Origin of the sequence: Lactiplantibacillus herbarum, assembly GCF_001039045.1 — a bacterium.
Lineage (GTDB): Bacteria > Bacillota > Bacilli > Lactobacillales > Lactobacillaceae > Lactiplantibacillus > Lactiplantibacillus herbarum.
The window spans coordinates 10,413-26,317 of the sequence record NZ_LFEE01000013.1; the positions used below are offsets into that span (position 1 = coordinate 10,413).

The following is a 15,905-nucleotide window of genomic DNA, read 5'->3' on the forward strand; positions in this document are numbered from 1 at the left end:
CTGTTTTATTATTAGATGGTTAATAAAGATATTAAAGATTAGGAAGGATGCTTTTAGTATGCAACAACCAATCAATTATATTATGAATATCATGCACCTGGAGCGCGACTTAAAACGGTTAACCTCAAATTGGTCATCACTCACCGGTTTAAGCCTCAATGAATTAAGAATCTTGGTTTATGTTGAGCAAAACCCACAAGTTCAAATTGGGGACGTTGCAACGGCACTTACAGTTGCAAAGGCGTCGTTAGCACAAAACATTGGTGTTTTGATTCAGCAGGGGTGGCTACAGAGTCAACCAATGGCGCAGGATCGTCGCCTACGTGTATTAACGCTAACTGAGACTGGGCGCAAACGCATGAAATCTGTTGATCAGCAGTTAGAACAGTCACTAGAGACAACACCGGCTGCTAAGCTTGCTAATCAATTAGAAACCTTAAAACTTTAGTTTTGATAAATAATCACGTATGATGAACTTAAGAATCTGTGTTGACGTGGGGCAAGGAGAACACTCCTTGCCCTGCGTTTTTGTTTGTTAGGTATATATAATGGGGAAACGGAAAGTCATAATTTAAGTGTAGGCATGCAAAGTCAATCTAAAAATTGAGGTGTAATCAAAGGAATGCATTATAATGTAGAACCGCTACGGACGACCCAAGAAATTAATGACTTTTTATGGGCCGTGACCCAAGCACGCTATGGGGAGCGTAATCGAATGATCGTATTGGTGGGCATCAATACGGGACTCAGAATGAGTGATATCGTTAATTTAACAGTCGGTCAGGTACGAGGTAGGGATCGAGTCATGATTGTTGAACGTAAAACTGGGAAAAAACGCTGGTTATTTTTGAAAAATCTAAAAGCGGAGTTACATAAGTATACGCGCTACCGAGGTGCTAATGAGCCGCTGTTTTGTAGCGGACGGGGAGACAGCGCACTGACTGTTAATGGTGTCTATAGGATTTTCCAGACGGCTAGTGAGTATTTGGAACGTGATGATATTGGCACCCACACTCTTCGTAAGACATTTGGCTATCATTATTACCAGCGGACACATGATATTGCTGGCTTAATGATGATCTTTAATCACTCCAGTGAGCAGGTGACTAAACGGTATATTGGTATTGAACGTGATACTTTGGAACGACAATTAGAGAATTTTAAGCTGGGCGTATAGTTACTGGTCAGTGAAATAGTAAAAACAAATAAGGACTTCAGAATAGTGAAAATTCTGAAGTCCTTATTTTGTAATCAATTATTCTGCTTTAGTTTCCGCCGCTAAAACGATCTTACCGTCTTCAACCTTGGCAACCATCTGTTTAACATCGCTGTGATCCAGATAGAAGTCTGCAATGCGATCTTCAATTTGTTCTTGGATGACACGTCGTAGTGGACGAGCCCCCATTTGTGGGTTATATCCAAGATCAACGAGCTTTGCTTGAACGGGTTCCGTTACGTGAACGTGAAGCCCTTGGTTAGCTAGCATGGCATTCACATCATCGATCATTAGAGCGACAATCTTCATTAAGTTAGCCTTTGATAATGCGTTGAACTGGATGATGTCATCAAACCGGTTTAAGAACTCTGGTTTGAAGTAATCCGTCAAGCGACTGGTAATATCATGAGTCATGCCTTCAGCTGCAGCACCAAAGCCAACGTTAGCTTCGCTGTCACCGGTTCCGGCATTAGAGGTCATGATGATAATCGTATCCTTAAAACTAACGGTACGACCCTGTGAGTCGGTCAGACGACCATCGTCTAAGATCTGTAAGAACATGTGCATGACATCTGGATGAGCCTTTTCAACTTCATCGAGAAGAATCAAGCTGTAAGGGTGGCGACGAACCTGTTCAGTTAATTGACCAGCTTCTTCGTACCCAACGTAGCCAGGGGGTGAACCAATCAATTTGGCCACTGAATGTGGTTCCATGTATTCACTCATGTCAAAACGAATCATGGCGTCTTCAGAGCCGAAGAGTTCTTCAGCGAGCTGCTTAGCGAGTTCTGTCTTACCAACCCCAGTAGGGCCAACAAACATGAATGAACCGATTGGACGACCGGTACCGTTTAAACCGATGCGATTACGACGAATAGCACGGGCAACGGATTCTACAGCCTGATCTTGGCCGATGACGTGACTTTGAAGGTCAGTCGCCAAGGTCTTCATCTGAGCTTGTTCCTTCGCTTGGAGGTCGCCAACTGGAATACTAGTCTTTTCTTCAACAATCTGTTCCATGTCTTTGACCGTTACCGTTGCGGCATCGTTATCAGCTTGAGCAGCGTTTTCATCAGGTTTAGCCTTTTCTAACTTGGCAACTTGATCACGGTAGTAAGCCGCTTTCTCGTAGTCTTCCTTTTTCAAGGCGTCCTGTTTTTGCTGTTCAGCAGCATCGATCTTTTCTTGAATGGTTTTAGGATCGACCGTCTTCAAGGTTAAGTTCTTACGTGAGCCGGCTTCATCGAGTAGATCGATGGCCTTGTCTGGTAAGAAACGATCTTGAATGTAGCGATTCGATAATTTGACCGCTGCGGTAATTGCATCTGCATCGTATTTGACGTGGTGATAGTCTTCATATTTCTTTTGAATACCTTGTAGGATCTTGATAGATTCTTCAACGCTGGGTTCATCAACCGTTACGGGTTGGAACCGACGAGCGAGGGCGGCATCTTTTTCGATGTCACGGTATTCATTGAGCGTGGTTGCCCCAACTAATTGGAAGTCGCCACGAGCAAGGGCTGGTTTCAGGACGTTCCCAGCATCCATGCCACCTTCAGCATTACCGGCACCCATGATTTCATGGATTTCGTCAATGAAGAGGATGATATTAGGATTGTCTTGAACTTCCTTCATTAACTGTTGCATCCGTTGTTCGAATTGGCCCCGGATACCGGTACCTTGAACAAGGGAAGCGACGTCTAAGCGTATAATTTCTTTATCAAGTAGTTTTTGTGGAACCTGACCAGAAACAATCTTCTGTGCAAGGCCTTCAACAACCGCCGTCTTACCAACCCCGGCTTCACCGATCAGTACTGGATTGTTCTTAGTACGTCGGTTCAGGATCTCGATGACACGGTTGATTTCCGTATCGCGGCCAATGACTGGATCGATTTTACCTTGTTTGGCTTGAGCCGTTAAGTTAAAACCATATTGACCGAGGAGCCCGCCACCGTTATTACCACGCTGATTCCCCCCATTATTGGGGCCAGCTGGTTGGGTTGGTGGGGTTTGTTGTTGACGGGCGTTATTTGGTTCAGCACCGCCTTGCATTGCACGGAAGATATCGTCAAGCCCACCAAAACCGAATGGATCTTGTGCCATATTAGCACCTCCAACTCCATTATTTGGTTGTTGTTCCTGATTCTTTAGTAGTTGATAGCAATTCTGACAAAGATTAATTTGTCGCCGTTGACCGTTGACGTTCGTGTATAAATGAATCGTCGCTTCGTTCTTATGGCAATTGTCACAAAGCATTATGCTGTCACGCACCTTTCGCATCAGAAATATCACTAAATCGATTAAGGAAATAGTGTAAGGTACAATGGTTTCTGACCTTTGTTGACCTTTGACTATCAGTATAATGATTCCCCGAACCATTGCAAGTGAAAAGCTCCACCGGAAAAACTGGTCGTTGTGTTGGTAACTAATCCGTAGGGACTGATTGAGTGATTTCTGAATTAAGTCTGGATAGTCGCAACTCTAGGCTTGTCATGTAACCGGATTCGTTGTATATTAATTATCTGGTTATGACTGGTCTAGTGCAACGAAACTGTCTCTCTATATTATAGTACAAAGCGTTTTTTTTGCATGGAAATGGTCTGACCAGATTTGATGTTGAGCATAGCGGTTATTGCAATGAGCACATATTAATTCAGTGCTAGTTTTGCGGTGACTGTTGCGACAACAAAGCTTGACGGTGGTAAAAAATTATTTCAATCCTAATATTTAAGGAGGCGATGATTGTATGGTGACTGACTATACGCAGTTAATGGAAGACTTACGAACTGGAAAACGTGAAAACTTTAGTGTGACACCTGACCAGTTTATGAGCTTTCATGATGCTTATATGAATTATGAGTACCGTAAACGAATCATTGGTATGGCGGACTTAGATGGACGGATCACTTATCATTTTGAACAAGATGGTAAGACGACTAATTAATAGGCTCTGCTTGAATGAAAGGGCTTGTATTTTAATGAGATAATTGCTATCATCATTACTAAGGGCTCTTGAGTAGACGTGTTGGCGGCAACTCGGTTTGACTCAGAACCAACTTTAAATTTTGCATCTTGAAGGAGATCGAATAGTTATGGAAAAGAAAGAATTTCACGTAATCGCAGACACAGGTATCCACGCACGTCCCGCAACTTTATTGGTACAATCAGCAAGTAAGTTCAACTCAGAAATTACGTTGCAGTACCAAGACAAATCAGTTAACTTAAAGTCTATCATGGGCGTTATGTCACTTGGTGTTGGTAAAGATGCTGACGTGACTATTTCTGCTGAAGGTGCCGACGAAGCCGACGCAATCGCAGCTTTAACTGATACGATGAAGAAAGAAGGATTATCTGAATAATGGCTGAAAAGGTACTAAAAGGAATTGCTGCCAGTGATGGTATCGCAATTGCTAAGGCCTATATGCTAGTTGATCCAGATTTATCTTTCGAAAAAACAACAGTTTCTGATACAGAAGCTGAAGTTCAACGGTTACATGACGCTTTCGATGCTTCCAAGGCTGAACTAAAGGTTATCAAAGAAAAAGCGGTAGCCAGCTTGGGTGAAGAAGAAGCGGAAGTTTTTGAAGCTCATATCACCATTTTGTCTGATCCAGAAATGCTTGGACAAATCGAAGGTAAAATCAATGATGATAAAGTCAACGCTGAAGAAGCACTGAAGGAAGTTACTGATACTTTCATCGGTATGTTCGAAGCAATGACGGACAACGCATATATGCAAGAACGAGCTGGCGATATTCGCGATGTCACGAAGCGAGTTTTGAGTCACTTGTTAGGGGTTACCTTACCAAGTCCAGCATTAATTGACTCAGAAGTCGTCGTGGTAGCCCACGATTTGACACCTAGTGATACGGCTCAACTTGACCGTAAGTATGTTAAAGGGTTTATTACTGACATTGGTGGCCGGACTAGTCATTCAGCTATCATGTCACGGACTCTTGAAATTCCAGCAATCGTTGGTTCTGAAACGGCTACTACTGATATCCAAGAGGGCGAGGTGGTCGTCTTAGATGGTATCAACGGTGACGCTTTGGTTGACCCAACGGATGCTGAAGTTGCTAACTACCAACAACAAGCTAAAGATTTCAGTGCACAAAAAGCTGAATGGGCTAAGCTCAAAAACGAAACGACCGTTTCTAAAGACGGCAAGCATTTTGAATTAGCTTCTAACATTGGGACGCCTGACGATATGGATGGTGTCTTGGATGCTGGTTCTGAAGCCGTTGGTTTATTCCGGTCAGAATTCTTGTACATGAACAGTTCAGAATTACCTGACGAAGATACCCAATTCACAGCTTACAAAAAAGTTGTTGAAGGCATGAACGGCAAACCCGTGATTGTTCGGACCATGGATATCGGTGGTGACAAGGAGTTACCTTACTTGCCATTACCTGAAGAAATGAACCCATTCTTGGGTTACCGTGCAATTCGGATTTCACTTGATCGGGACGACATTTTCCGGACTCAGTTACGTGCGTTAATTCGTGCATCAAACTTCGGTCAATTACGGATTATGTTCCCAATGATCGCAACCTTGGATGAATTCCGTAAAGCTAAGGCCATCTTCGAAGAAGAAAAGGCTAAGTTGGTTGCTGCTGGTACGCCAGTTGCGGATGATATCAAGCTTGGGATTATGATCGAAATTCCTGCCGCTGCTATTTTGGCTGACCAATTCGCTAAGGAAGTTGACTTCTTTAGTATTGGGACTAACGACTTGATTCAATACTCATTTGCTGCTGATCGTGGTAACGAACAAGTGTCATACTTGTATCAACCATACAACCCATCGTTGTTACGTTTGATCAAGCACGTTATTGACGCTGCTCACGCTAACGGTCGCTTCACGGGTATGTGTGGTGAAGTTGCTGGGGACCAAATTGCAGTTCCATTATTGATGGGCTTAGGCTTAGATGAATTCTCAATGAGTTCAACTTCAGTTCTAAAGACCCGTTCATTGATGAAGAAGCTTGATACTAAGGAAATGGCTAAGTTAGCTGATCGTGCTCTTAACGAGTGTGTGACGAATGACGAAGTTAAAGAATTAGTTGAAAAGACTGTCTTCGACAAATAATAATAATGAACCTAAATAAAGAGCAAGTCTGCGGACTTGCTCTTTTTGTTTGTCCTAACAATTGTTGGTTAAAATGATGGTCAGCATCAAGTCTTTCAAAGGCTAGGGGAGAAGTTGGGAGTGGTTGAAAGAGTGAGGGGGATTTTTCAGTCCAGTTATGTGCTAATCGTTTGCCATGAACTCTTAATTTATATTAAGATTATTTGCAACTCTGATACTGAACCAATATAATTGTTATAATTAATCATTGCAACGTAAACGGACTTGCTCAAGCCGATTAACTTAAATGGCTGTGAAGCAACGTTAGTTAACCATGAGTTTAGGTTGAACTAACGGGAAATAAGGGGAGAATCGACGTGAATATTGGGATATTTACAGACACATACTATCCACAAGTGAGTGGGGTCGCAACGTCCATTAAGGTGTTACGCAATCAACTCGAACGGGCTGGTCATCAAGTCTATATCTTTACGACCACGGATCCCCATGTTGATAAGAATATTTATGAACGCAATATTTTTCGTTTTACGAGTATTCCTTTCGTCTCCTTTACTGATCGCCGAATTGCTGTCCGTGGTTTGTTTAAGGCCTACCAGGTCGCTAAAGACTTGGGCTTAGATATCGTTCATACCCAAACGGAATTCTCGATGGGGATGATTGGCAAATTTGTGGCTAAGCAACTAAAAATCCCATGTATTCATACCTATCACACGATGTATGAGGATTATTTGCACTACATTGCGAATGGGAAGATTTTGAAGCCGTACCACGTGAAAGAGGCTACGCGGGCTTATTGCTACCATATGAATGGAATCGTAGCGCCTAGTCAACGAGTTGCTAACACATTGAAGGGCTACGGTGTGAAGTCGTCGGTACGGATTATTCCTACTGGGATTGATATTAACCAGTACGAACAGCAGTCGACGGCCAATTACCGCGAAAAGTTGGGGTATCAACCAGAGACCCCCGTATTGCTTTCACTCAGTCGTTTAGCCTACGAAAAGAATATTCATGAAGTGATCGCAGCGCTGCCTGCCATAATTGAACAGGTTCCAGCAGCCCAATTATTAATCGTTGGGGATGGACCTGCCCGTGAGACTCTGGAGAACCAGGTTAAAGAGGCGAACCTAACGGAACACGTGCAGTTTGCTGGTGAAATCGATAATGATGAAGTCTTTAACTATTACCAGATGGCAGACTTATTTGTTTCGGCCTCTAATTCGGAGTCACAAGGATTAACCTACATTGAAGCAATGGCTGCGGGTTTAAAGACGGTCGTTGCGACTAGCCCATACACGGACCAGTTATTAGACGATCCGTCACTGGGAACGACTTTTACTAGTGAGGAAACGCTGGTCAAAGACGTTGTGCGCTATTTACAACATCCACATGCTTTTGATGATCCTAAACCTCGTCAAAAGAAGCTTTACCAGATTTCGGCGGAGTACTTTGGTAAACAAGTGATTAATTACTATCAGGATGTACAACTCGCTTATTCAGAATCAGCGGATAAGTCAGCAGATATTAGCAACTAAGCGGTATAATTAAATAATCAGTCTTGAAATAAAATTAATGGCTTTGAGATAATGAGCTGATTCAGGTTAAGGGGAAATTTTATGTTAAACATCACGATGTTTTCGAAAGCTGACTCGGTTAAGGGCCAGGGGGTCGGTAGTGCTTACCTTGAACTAATGCGACTACTACAGACGCATTGGCAAGATGAGTTCAATATTAAAGTGAACCGGTATGGACGATCGACGGTTTCACACTACCATACGGTTAATCCGATGTTCTATTTGTCGACATTTATGCCGAACAGAGGGCGAAAGATTGGCTACGTGCATTTCTTGCCAGAAACTTTGGAAGGTAGCTTGAAATTACCACGTCCCTTTCAGAAGATTTTCAACCGGTATTTGATTTCATTCTATAAGCGGATGGATCACATTGTGGTTGTTAACCCAACTTTTATTCCTAAACTAGAGGCCTATCATATTAAGCGCACGGATGTGACTTATATTCCCAACTTCGTCAGCAAGCGGGAATTCTATGAGATGACTAAAGATAAGCAACAACGGTTACGGCAACAGTATGGTTATGATCAGAATAAGTTCATGATTATTGGTACCGGACAGATTCAAGATCGTAAAGGGGTTCCTGATTTCATTAAGTTAGCAAAACGTAACCCAGACATTCAATTTGTGTGGGCTGGCGGCTTTTCCTTCGGTCGGATTACGGATGGCTATCAAGAATTAAAACAAGTCGTTGATAATCCACCGGCTAACTTGTCGTTTCCAGGTATCGTTGAGCGTGAAAAACTGGTTGATTATTATAATATGGCGGATCTGTTCTTATTGCCATCCTATAATGAGCTATTCCCCATGTCGGTCTTAGAAGCCTTCAGTTGTGGGACACCAGTACTATTACGCGATTTGGATCTGTACCATGCCATCATTGATGGTTACTACCAAGCAGCTAGCGATGTGGATGATATGCAAAAGCAAATCGACCACTTGCGAGATAATCCTGCTGGCATGCAATTTTTGCATGATAAGGCTGTATTAGCCGCGCAGGACTATTCTGAAGAACGGTTAGCCAAAGTTTGGCATGACTTTTATCTGAAACAAGCAAAAGAGGGATAGTCAATGACAAGAAAAAATATCTGGTCATTACTAGTCATGGTCGCATTGGGAGTCGGTATCTCATGGTATTCGTTACGCAATGTTAAGCTCAGTAGCTTAATGACGGACATCGTCACACTTAATTGGTGGTGGCTATTAGTTGCGCTCGGCTGTGTCGGTCTTTACTTTGGCTTAGAAGCTGTGGTTGTTCAGAAGTTTGTTCGCCATCGTTATCGGCACTATACGTTCAAAAATGCTCTGCGGGTACCGTTAGCTGAACAGTTGTTTAATGGGATTACGCCGTTTTCTTCAGGCGGACAACCTGCTCAGATCTTCGTGATGGCTCAGTCTGGTATCGATGCTGGCCGAGCAAGTTCAGTGGCGTTAATGAAGTTCGTTGTCTTCCAAGCAATGGTCGTACTGAACTTTATCTTCGCCATGCTAGTCGGTTTTAATTACCTAGCTGAAAAGTTAAGTTACCTATCTTTGTACGTTGTCCTAGGATTCCTGATTCACTTTGCGGTGATTGTCGGTCTCTTACTAGTCATGTACTGGTATAACTTCACAAAGCGCGCAGTTAAAATCGTCTTGATTCCAGTTAGTTGGTTCATGAAGGCGGAACGTTTTGCCAAGTTCGAAGACAATATTAGTGAAAAAATCGACTCTTTCTATGAAGAGAGTGTGCGGATGACAAAAGATTGGCGAATGTTGCTTGAAGTCTGTGTCTTGACCTTTTTGCAACTATTATTCTATTACCTAATTCCGTATTTTATTATGCGGGCGATGGGGGTATCAGATGTCAACCTCATCATGGTTACTAGTTTAAACGTGTTGATTTTCTTGGTAACTTCACTATTTCCAATTCCTGGTGGTGCCGGTGGTGCTGAGTTTGGATTCACCGCACTATTTGCTAAGTTCATTCCGAGTCACAGCAAGCTGATTCTAGCGATGCTGATTTGGCGCATCTTGACGTATTACCTAGGCTTATTCTTAGGTATGTTTGCCATGGCAATGCGGGCTGAAAAAGCCGAAGAGATTCCGGTAGCTGAACTCAATCAGAATCAATCAGAAAAATAAATTATTGAATGGGACGGAGAACGTGTTTTCTGTCCCATTTTTATCAGTTAATAAAGGAAGGTACTATGTTAAAGTTATTGAAAAACCAATTAGTATGGGGACTATTGGTGTTGGCCTCTGTTGGTAGTAGTCTAGTGGGAACCTCAACCAAGGCACGTGCTGTCAGTGATGCGGATGAGGTTAAAGCTGCCTATGTCATCGATGCTAAGTCGGGGCAAGCTGTTTATGCGCAAAATGCGGATCAGAAGTTACCGATTGCCTCGCTCAGCAAACTGATGACGCTGTATTTAGTCGAACAAGCGATTGATCAGGGCAAAATCAAGTGGACAGACACGGTGCCAATTGATAAGAACGTCCGTAAAATGGCGACTAGTTCAACATTATCGGTTATGCCAATGCCAGCGGATGAGAAGTTCACGGTTAAAGAGCTATTTGCGGCAACTTTAGTTGGTTCTTCGAATAGTGGCGCCATCGCGTTGGGGGAATACGTTGGTGGTAGCAATGCAGCTTTTATTAAGTCCATGAATCGGCAAGCTACCAAGTGGCATTTAGACGCGCATTTTATCAGCGCTTCTGGACTGGATAATACGGACCTGACTAACTATGACCTGATGATCAAAGGTACTGGTGAGCAGGGGCAGAACATGGTTTCAGCACGAGCAGTGACTACGATCGCGCAACACCTGATCAATCAGTATCCAGATGTCATCGATGTTGCCAATCATCGTTCAGTTAAGATCCATAAGTATACCGTACCGACGTCTGTGCAGATTCTAAAAGGGGAAGAGTATTATGATGCTCAAGTACCCGTTGATGGCTTGAAGACGGGTTATACGAATCAGGCGGGGGCGTGTTTAGTAGCAACATACAAGCAGAATGGTCGACGGATGATTGCCACGACTCTAGGTGCAACCTGGAAGTTTACGGCTAATAACAACTTACGACTAATGCTGAAGAATACGGAACGGTACCAGACCGTGGCACCGAAGTCGATTGAGTACCAGATTCCGGGTACGACGAATAAGGTACATTTAGTGACGAATAGTACGCTTGTAAAATGGTCAAATACGGTGCACCCATTGACTCAGACCAAAATTGCATTATGGGCAATGCATCATAATATGCCCAATTATTTGGCAGCCGATACGGCGGTCGTTAAAGTCCGTTTAACTGATCCGTTATCTGGTACTAGTCAGACGATTGTTTATCGAACACCTAAAGCGTTAGCCTTGGATGGACCGATTCAGCGGGCGACGACACCAGTTAAAACTGACTCGTTACCAACTACGGCGACATTTGCACTGGTTAAGTAAAATAAGACAAAAAAATCGACTAGCCTTTAGCAGGCTAGTCGATTTTTTTAACTTCAGGTTAATTAAGCATTGCGGTTACTTGGTTCTACCATATAGGCTGTTAAGCGCGCCATTGCTTTTTGTAGTTTTTCCATGCTAGCAGCATAACTCAAGCGAACGTAGCCTTCACCTTCTGCACCAAACCCGGTTCCGGGAATGATAGCAAGTTGATTCTTACGTGCGAGGTCTTTACAGAAAGCCATGGAATTCTGTTCGAAACCAGCAGGAATCTTGGCGAAAATGTAGAAAGCGCCAGTTGGCCGAGCAATCTTGAAGCCCAGCTTTTCCATAGTTTGGTAGACGAAATCACGACGGGCTTGGTACTGCTTACGCATTGGTAGCGCGTCGTCAATCCCGTTGTCAAGGGCTTCAATACCAGCCATCTGGGCAACCGTGGTGGCAGCGGTGACGTAGTATTGGTGAACCTTCTTCATCTGAGCGGTCATTTCCTTAGAAGCGAATAGGAAACCGATCCGCCAGCCGGTCATTGCGTGTGACTTAGAGAGTCCGTTGATTAGGATGACTTCGTCAGGAATGTACTTAGCAATAGAGACGTGATCACTACCGTAAGTTAATTCACTGTAGATTTCGTCAGAAACGACCCATAAGTTATGGCGTTTGAAACATTCAGCCAAGGCTTTGATCTCGTCTTCAACATAAGTGACACCAGTTGGGTTGTTCGGGTAGTTAAGGATAATGCCCTTAAAGTGTTCGTCAGGATGAGCCGCAATGAAGTCGTCAACCATCTTTGGCGTGATAACAAAGTCGTTAACACCCGTGTCCATGAAGAGTGGCGTTGCCCGCGCTTCTTGAATGATTGGAATATAGGCAGGGAAGATGGGTGAAGGAACGATAATTGCATCCCCAGGATTACAGATGGTGGTCAATGCGGTAGCAATTGCTTCTGTGGCACCGACTGTGACGAGCACTTGGTCGTCAGCATCGTAGTGGACACCGTACTTAGTTTCTTGGAAATGGGCAGCTGCTTGGCGTAAGCCTAATAGTCCAGCCATACCAGTGTAGTGAGACCAGTTTTCATCAATCGCACGTTTTGCGGCTTCTTTGACGTGTTCGGGGGTATTGAAATCAGGTTCGCCTAAAGTCAGTTTGACCATGTCAGGAATCGCACTGACTTCTTCATCGAATTGCCGGATGGTTGAAACTTGAATCTGGCTAATGGTGTCATTGAGGTCGTCTCTAAATAATGTCATATATCACGAACTCCTTTAAATTTATAAGTTGTTCTAATTTTAGCACAACTTCTCACCGTCTTTGCGGTTAGTTAGGGTATAATTATAAATGTGAAGTTTGGCGTTAAAAATCGGCTTTCTACATAAAAAACGTGTTATTGGGCCTGTTTTTTGCTAGAATAAATACAAAACCTAAGGAGCGAGATTACTATAATGGATAAATCAGAATTAACAGCAATTCTCAAACGATTAGAAGTCATGCGGAATACGGACTCAACAGAAGTACAGGCACGACGCTTTGAAAAAGAGGGCGTTGAACGTGGACAAGTTGCTTATGATCCTGCAACCTCAACGTATACGTTACAAGAATTCAACCCTGATCAAACGTTTGAATTTGATAACATTGACTTGGTTGCCATTGAATTATACGACCTATTGACGGACAACTAACATTCCCCCCAATTAGATAGATTTTCATATAGATCCATATTATGACGCGTTGTAAATGTTGAAGAATTTTTGAAGAAACCTTCAAGATATTGCTAACTAGTACGCAATCGTTATAATATGGATTTGTTAATAGTAATAACGGAGGAAGAAATTACCATGGCTAAATTTTTAAAAAACACGGTGGGAAAAGTCAATACAACCCTTGGCTTCTACTTTCTGACCGTGGTCTTATTTTGGCTAAAGACGTATATCGCGTATAAGAATGAGTTTACGCTAGGTGTTAAGGGGCCGGTACAGGAATTCATCTTATTCTTGAACCCATTCCCAACGGCAATTGTGTTACTCGGGATCGCGTTATACTTCCGGGGACGTTTAAAGTATTGGTTGATTATTATTATCGACGCTTTGCAAACCTCCTGGCTCTTTGCCAATATCTTATATTATCGTGAATTTTCTGACTTTATGTCAGCCGGAGTTATTAAGAGTTCCGGAGCGGCTAGTAACAACTTGGGAACAAGTTTAGCCCAGATTATTCACGCTACCGACTTCTTAGTCTATGCGGACGTTGTGTTGTTGATCCTGTTATTAGCCTTCAAGGTAATTCGGATCGATCCGCGACCGTTTAAGATTCGGTATGCTGCGACGTTAACAATGATTGGGGTAGCACTGTTTGCAGTTAACCTGGGGATGTCAGAACATGACCGCTCAGATTTACTGACACGGACGTTTGATAATAACTACATCGTAAAGTACTTAGGACTTAACACATATGCGGGGTACAGTTTCTATCAGACTGAAAAAGAGAGTGCGACTCGGGCTAAGGCAAGTAGTAGTGATATGAAGAGTGTCTTGGCCTACCTGAAGAAGAATCAAGCGGATGACAACGTGAAGTACTTTGGTAAGGCCAAAGGTAAGAACGTCTTTGTCATTCATTTGGAAAGTTTCCAGCAATTTTTAATTGATTATAAGGTAGATGGCAAAGAAGTGACGCCAAACCTTAACAAGTTCTACCATGATAAGAGTACCTTGAGCTTTGATAACTTCTATCATCAAGTTGCTCAAGGGAAGACGTCTGATGCAGAAATGATGATGGAAAACTCATTGTTCGGATTACCAACTGGTTCAGCAATGACTCAGTATGGGACGTCTAACACGTTCCAAGCTGCACCAGCAATCTTGTCACAAAAAGGTTATACAACGGCGGCTTTCCATGGTGACGTGGCTAGTTTCTGGAATCGTGATAACGCTTATAAATCATGGGGCTATGATTATTTCTTCTATTCTTCTTACTATAAGGAGAAGGCCAATTACTCAGTTGGGTATGGTCTGAAGGATAAGATCTTCTTCAAAGACTCCGTTAAGTATTTGGAACAGTTGCCACAACCGTTCTATGCTAAGCTGATTACACTGACCAACCATTATCCATATACTTTGGATAAGGAGAACCAGACCATCGATAAGACGACGACTGGCGATTCAACGGTAGATGGTTACGTACAAACAGCGCACTACTTAGACCAGTCGTTTGCTGAATTCATCAGTTATTTGAAGAAGGCCGGACTCTACAAAAATAGTATGATTGTCTTATATGGGGATCACTATGGTATTTCGAATAACCATAAAGCGGCAATTGCACAATTACTAGGCAAGAAGTCTGTCACAAGTTTTGATTTAGCCCAATTCCAAAAAGTACCATTTATGATTCACTCTGAAGGTATTAAGGGTGGGGTCAATCATACGTATGGTGGTGAGATCGATGCCTTACCAACGATGTTTGATCTATTAGGTATTAAGAATAAGGGTTACGTTCAATTTGGGACGGACTTGCTATCGAAGAATCATAATCAAACCGTGGCGTTTAAAAACGGGGACTTTGTTTCACCGACCTATACTAAGATCAGTGGAACAGTCTATGATTCGAAGACTGGTAAGAAGGCTACTAATATGACGACTAAGCAGAAGGACTCTGTCAAACAGATGCAAAATCACGTGACGACAGAATTGTCCTTATCTGATCGAGTTATTCAAGGAGACCTATTAAGGTTCTATACACCTAAGGGCTTCAAGAAGGTCGATAAGTCTGATTACAGTTATAAAGTCACTAAGACGCTTAAATCGCTTAAAGAGATTCAAGCAGAGAAGAAGACGAGTGTACTCTATAAAAATAATGGTAAGTCGACAGAATGTCTCTACAAGACGGATGCACCAGAACTATCTAGTTCAAGCGATAGCAGTTCTAGTTCAAGTAGTAGTTCAGATTAAATTAAATAGTTATGCAGTGAGATGACGTGCCGATATGGGCGTCATCTTTTTTTGTCCAGTTCTATCACTTAGTAGTCACTATCTATATTAGATGGATGGACTACTGCACAGTTCATTAGTAAGAAAAGGACTGTACGTACATTTGAAGGAGTTGCGATGTAGTCTAAAGTAAGCCCTGATTGTGAAGGGAGATGAAGACACCGTGTTTTCGAGCAAGTGAATGAGGAAGGCTAATCGACGTGAATATTTTAGGATTGTTGATAAGAAGTGTTTAGCCTACGTAGGGGAGGGAGAAAATGATTATCAGTAGAATAAGCGTTAGTGTAAAAAGAACTTGATATCTTAATGGAAACACCGTAAAATATAGAATATTGCGATATGAGTCAGCGGTTAAAACTTTTCTGAATTTAATTGAGTAAAAGGCTTGACCAGGGTCGTAATTCTTGGTATGATATTTCTTGTCGTTAAGAGCGATATGCAACATTATTTATTATTATGAATAATTAGGTTGATTGAGAGCCATTACATTGAATCTTTATTCAAAATAATTTATAAAAAGATGTTGACAGGTTGTTCTGAAGATGATAAACTTTAGTAGTTGTGTTGAGCTAATCAACACCGACGAATTAGATCTTTGAAAACTGAACAAAG

13 protein-coding genes are annotated in these 15,905 nt (G+C 42.5%); 11 read left to right on the top strand and 2 right to left on the bottom strand.

Features of this window, described 5'->3' with window-relative positions:
* Positions 1-58: 58 nt before the first annotated feature.
* Positions 59-448 (top strand): MarR family winged helix-turn-helix transcriptional regulator, encoded by a 390-nt coding sequence (locus ACG95_RS04315; protein ID WP_047999328.1) that lies wholly within the window; start codon positions 59-61, stop codon positions 446-448.
* A 174-nt stretch (positions 449-622) separates the two neighbouring features.
* Entirely contained in the window at positions 623-1,177 is a 555-nt protein-coding gene (locus tag ACG95_RS04320; RefSeq protein WP_152668284.1) for a tyrosine-type recombinase/integrase, read from the top strand.
* A gap of 78 nt (positions 1,178-1,255) precedes the next feature.
* Here the strand turns inward: ACG95_RS04320 and ACG95_RS04325 are convergent, their stop codons facing one another.
* Entirely contained in the window at positions 1,256-3,472 is a 2,217-nt protein-coding gene (locus ACG95_RS04325) for an ATP-dependent Clp protease ATP-binding subunit (protein WP_047999330.1), read from the bottom strand.
* 490 nt (positions 3,473-3,962) lie between these two features.
* Between ACG95_RS04325 and ACG95_RS04330 the strand changes: the two genes are divergently transcribed.
* The 7 genes from ACG95_RS04330 (at position 3,963) to ACG95_RS04360 (ending at position 11,313) form a co-directional block, all read left to right on the top strand.
* Positions 3,963-4,160, top strand: a complete 198-nt coding sequence (locus tag ACG95_RS04330) for a hypothetical protein (RefSeq protein WP_047999331.1) — start codon at positions 3,963-3,965, stop codon at positions 4,158-4,160.
* A gap of 148 nt (positions 4,161-4,308) precedes the next feature.
* Complete coding sequence (locus tag ACG95_RS04335; RefSeq protein WP_021732342.1) at positions 4,309-4,575, top strand: phosphocarrier protein HPr; 267 nt, start codon at positions 4,309-4,311, stop codon at positions 4,573-4,575.
* Positions 4,575-6,305 carry a phosphoenolpyruvate--protein phosphotransferase gene (gene ptsP / locus ACG95_RS04340; protein ID WP_047999332.1) on the top strand — a complete coding sequence of 577 codons (1,731 nt, stop codon included), beginning with the start codon at positions 4,575-4,577 and terminating at the stop codon, positions 6,303-6,305. Before ACG95_RS04335 ends, ptsP begins: the two co-directional genes overlap by 1 nt.
* 356 nt (positions 6,306-6,661) lie before the next feature.
* Positions 6,662-7,840 carry a glycosyltransferase family 4 protein gene (locus ACG95_RS04345; protein WP_047999333.1) on the top strand — a complete coding sequence of 393 codons (1,179 nt, stop codon included), beginning with the start codon at positions 6,662-6,664 and terminating at the stop codon, positions 7,838-7,840.
* Positions 7,841-7,921: 81 nt separating this feature from the next.
* Positions 7,922-8,944: a glycosyltransferase family 4 protein gene (locus ACG95_RS04350; RefSeq protein WP_047999334.1), complete on the top strand. Its 1,023-nt coding sequence runs from the start codon at positions 7,922-7,924 to the stop codon at positions 8,942-8,944.
* Positions 8,945-8,947: 3 nt separating this feature from the next.
* Positions 8,948-10,000, top strand: a complete 1,053-nt coding sequence (locus ACG95_RS04355) for a lysylphosphatidylglycerol synthase transmembrane domain-containing protein (protein WP_047999335.1) — start codon at positions 8,948-8,950, stop codon at positions 9,998-10,000.
* A 65-nt stretch (positions 10,001-10,065) separates the two neighbouring features.
* Positions 10,066-11,313, top strand: a complete 1,248-nt coding sequence (locus ACG95_RS04360) for a D-alanyl-D-alanine carboxypeptidase family protein (RefSeq protein WP_047999336.1) — start codon at positions 10,066-10,068, stop codon at positions 11,311-11,313.
* Positions 11,314-11,375: 62 nt separating this feature from the next.
* Here the strand turns inward: ACG95_RS04360 and ACG95_RS04365 are convergent, their stop codons facing one another.
* Complete coding sequence (locus ACG95_RS04365; RefSeq protein WP_047999337.1) at positions 11,376-12,563, bottom strand: pyridoxal phosphate-dependent aminotransferase; 1,188 nt, start codon at positions 12,561-12,563, stop codon at positions 11,376-11,378.
* A 192-nt stretch (positions 12,564-12,755) separates the two neighbouring features.
* Between ACG95_RS04365 and ACG95_RS04370 the strand changes: the two genes are divergently transcribed.
* Both ACG95_RS04370 and ACG95_RS04375 read left to right on the top strand, forming a co-directional pair.
* Complete coding sequence (locus tag ACG95_RS04370; RefSeq protein WP_047999338.1) at positions 12,756-12,992, top strand: YkuJ family protein; 237 nt, start codon at positions 12,756-12,758, stop codon at positions 12,990-12,992.
* Between the two features lie 156 nt (positions 12,993-13,148).
* Complete coding sequence (locus ACG95_RS04375) at positions 13,149-15,254, top strand: LTA synthase family protein (protein WP_047999339.1); 2,106 nt, start codon at positions 13,149-13,151, stop codon at positions 15,252-15,254.
* The last annotated feature ends 651 nt before the right edge of the window (positions 15,255-15,905 follow it).

Bases quoted from the DNA above. Each gene is read 5' to 3' on its own strand.
- ACG95_RS04315 (WP_047999328.1), top strand. From the start codon at position 59: ATGCAACAACCAATCAATTATATTATGAATATCATGCACCTGGAGCGC.
- ACG95_RS04320 (WP_152668284.1), top strand. From the start codon at position 623: ATGCATTATAATGTAGAACCGCTACGGACGACCCAAGAAATTAATGAC.
- ACG95_RS04325 (WP_047999330.1), bottom strand. From the start codon at position 3,472: ATGCTTTGTGACAATTGCCATAAGAACGAAGCGACGATTCATTTATAC.
- ACG95_RS04330 (WP_047999331.1), top strand. From the start codon at position 3,963: ATGGTGACTGACTATACGCAGTTAATGGAAGACTTACGAACTGGAAAA.
- ACG95_RS04335 (WP_021732342.1), top strand. From the start codon at position 4,309: ATGGAAAAGAAAGAATTTCACGTAATCGCAGACACAGGTATCCACGCA.
- ptsP (WP_047999332.1), top strand. From the start codon at position 4,575: ATGGCTGAAAAGGTACTAAAAGGAATTGCTGCCAGTGATGGTATCGCA.
- ACG95_RS04350 (WP_047999334.1), top strand. From the start codon at position 7,922: ATGTTAAACATCACGATGTTTTCGAAAGCTGACTCGGTTAAGGGCCAG.
- ACG95_RS04355 (WP_047999335.1), top strand. From the start codon at position 8,948: ATGACAAGAAAAAATATCTGGTCATTACTAGTCATGGTCGCATTGGGA.
- ACG95_RS04360 (WP_047999336.1), top strand. From the start codon at position 10,066: ATGTTAAAGTTATTGAAAAACCAATTAGTATGGGGACTATTGGTGTTG.
- ACG95_RS04365 (WP_047999337.1), bottom strand. From the start codon at position 12,563: ATGACATTATTTAGAGACGACCTCAATGACACCATTAGCCAGATTCAA.
- ACG95_RS04370 (WP_047999338.1), top strand. From the start codon at position 12,756: ATGGATAAATCAGAATTAACAGCAATTCTCAAACGATTAGAAGTCATG.
- ACG95_RS04375 (WP_047999339.1), top strand. From the start codon at position 13,149: ATGGCTAAATTTTTAAAAAACACGGTGGGAAAAGTCAATACAACCCTT.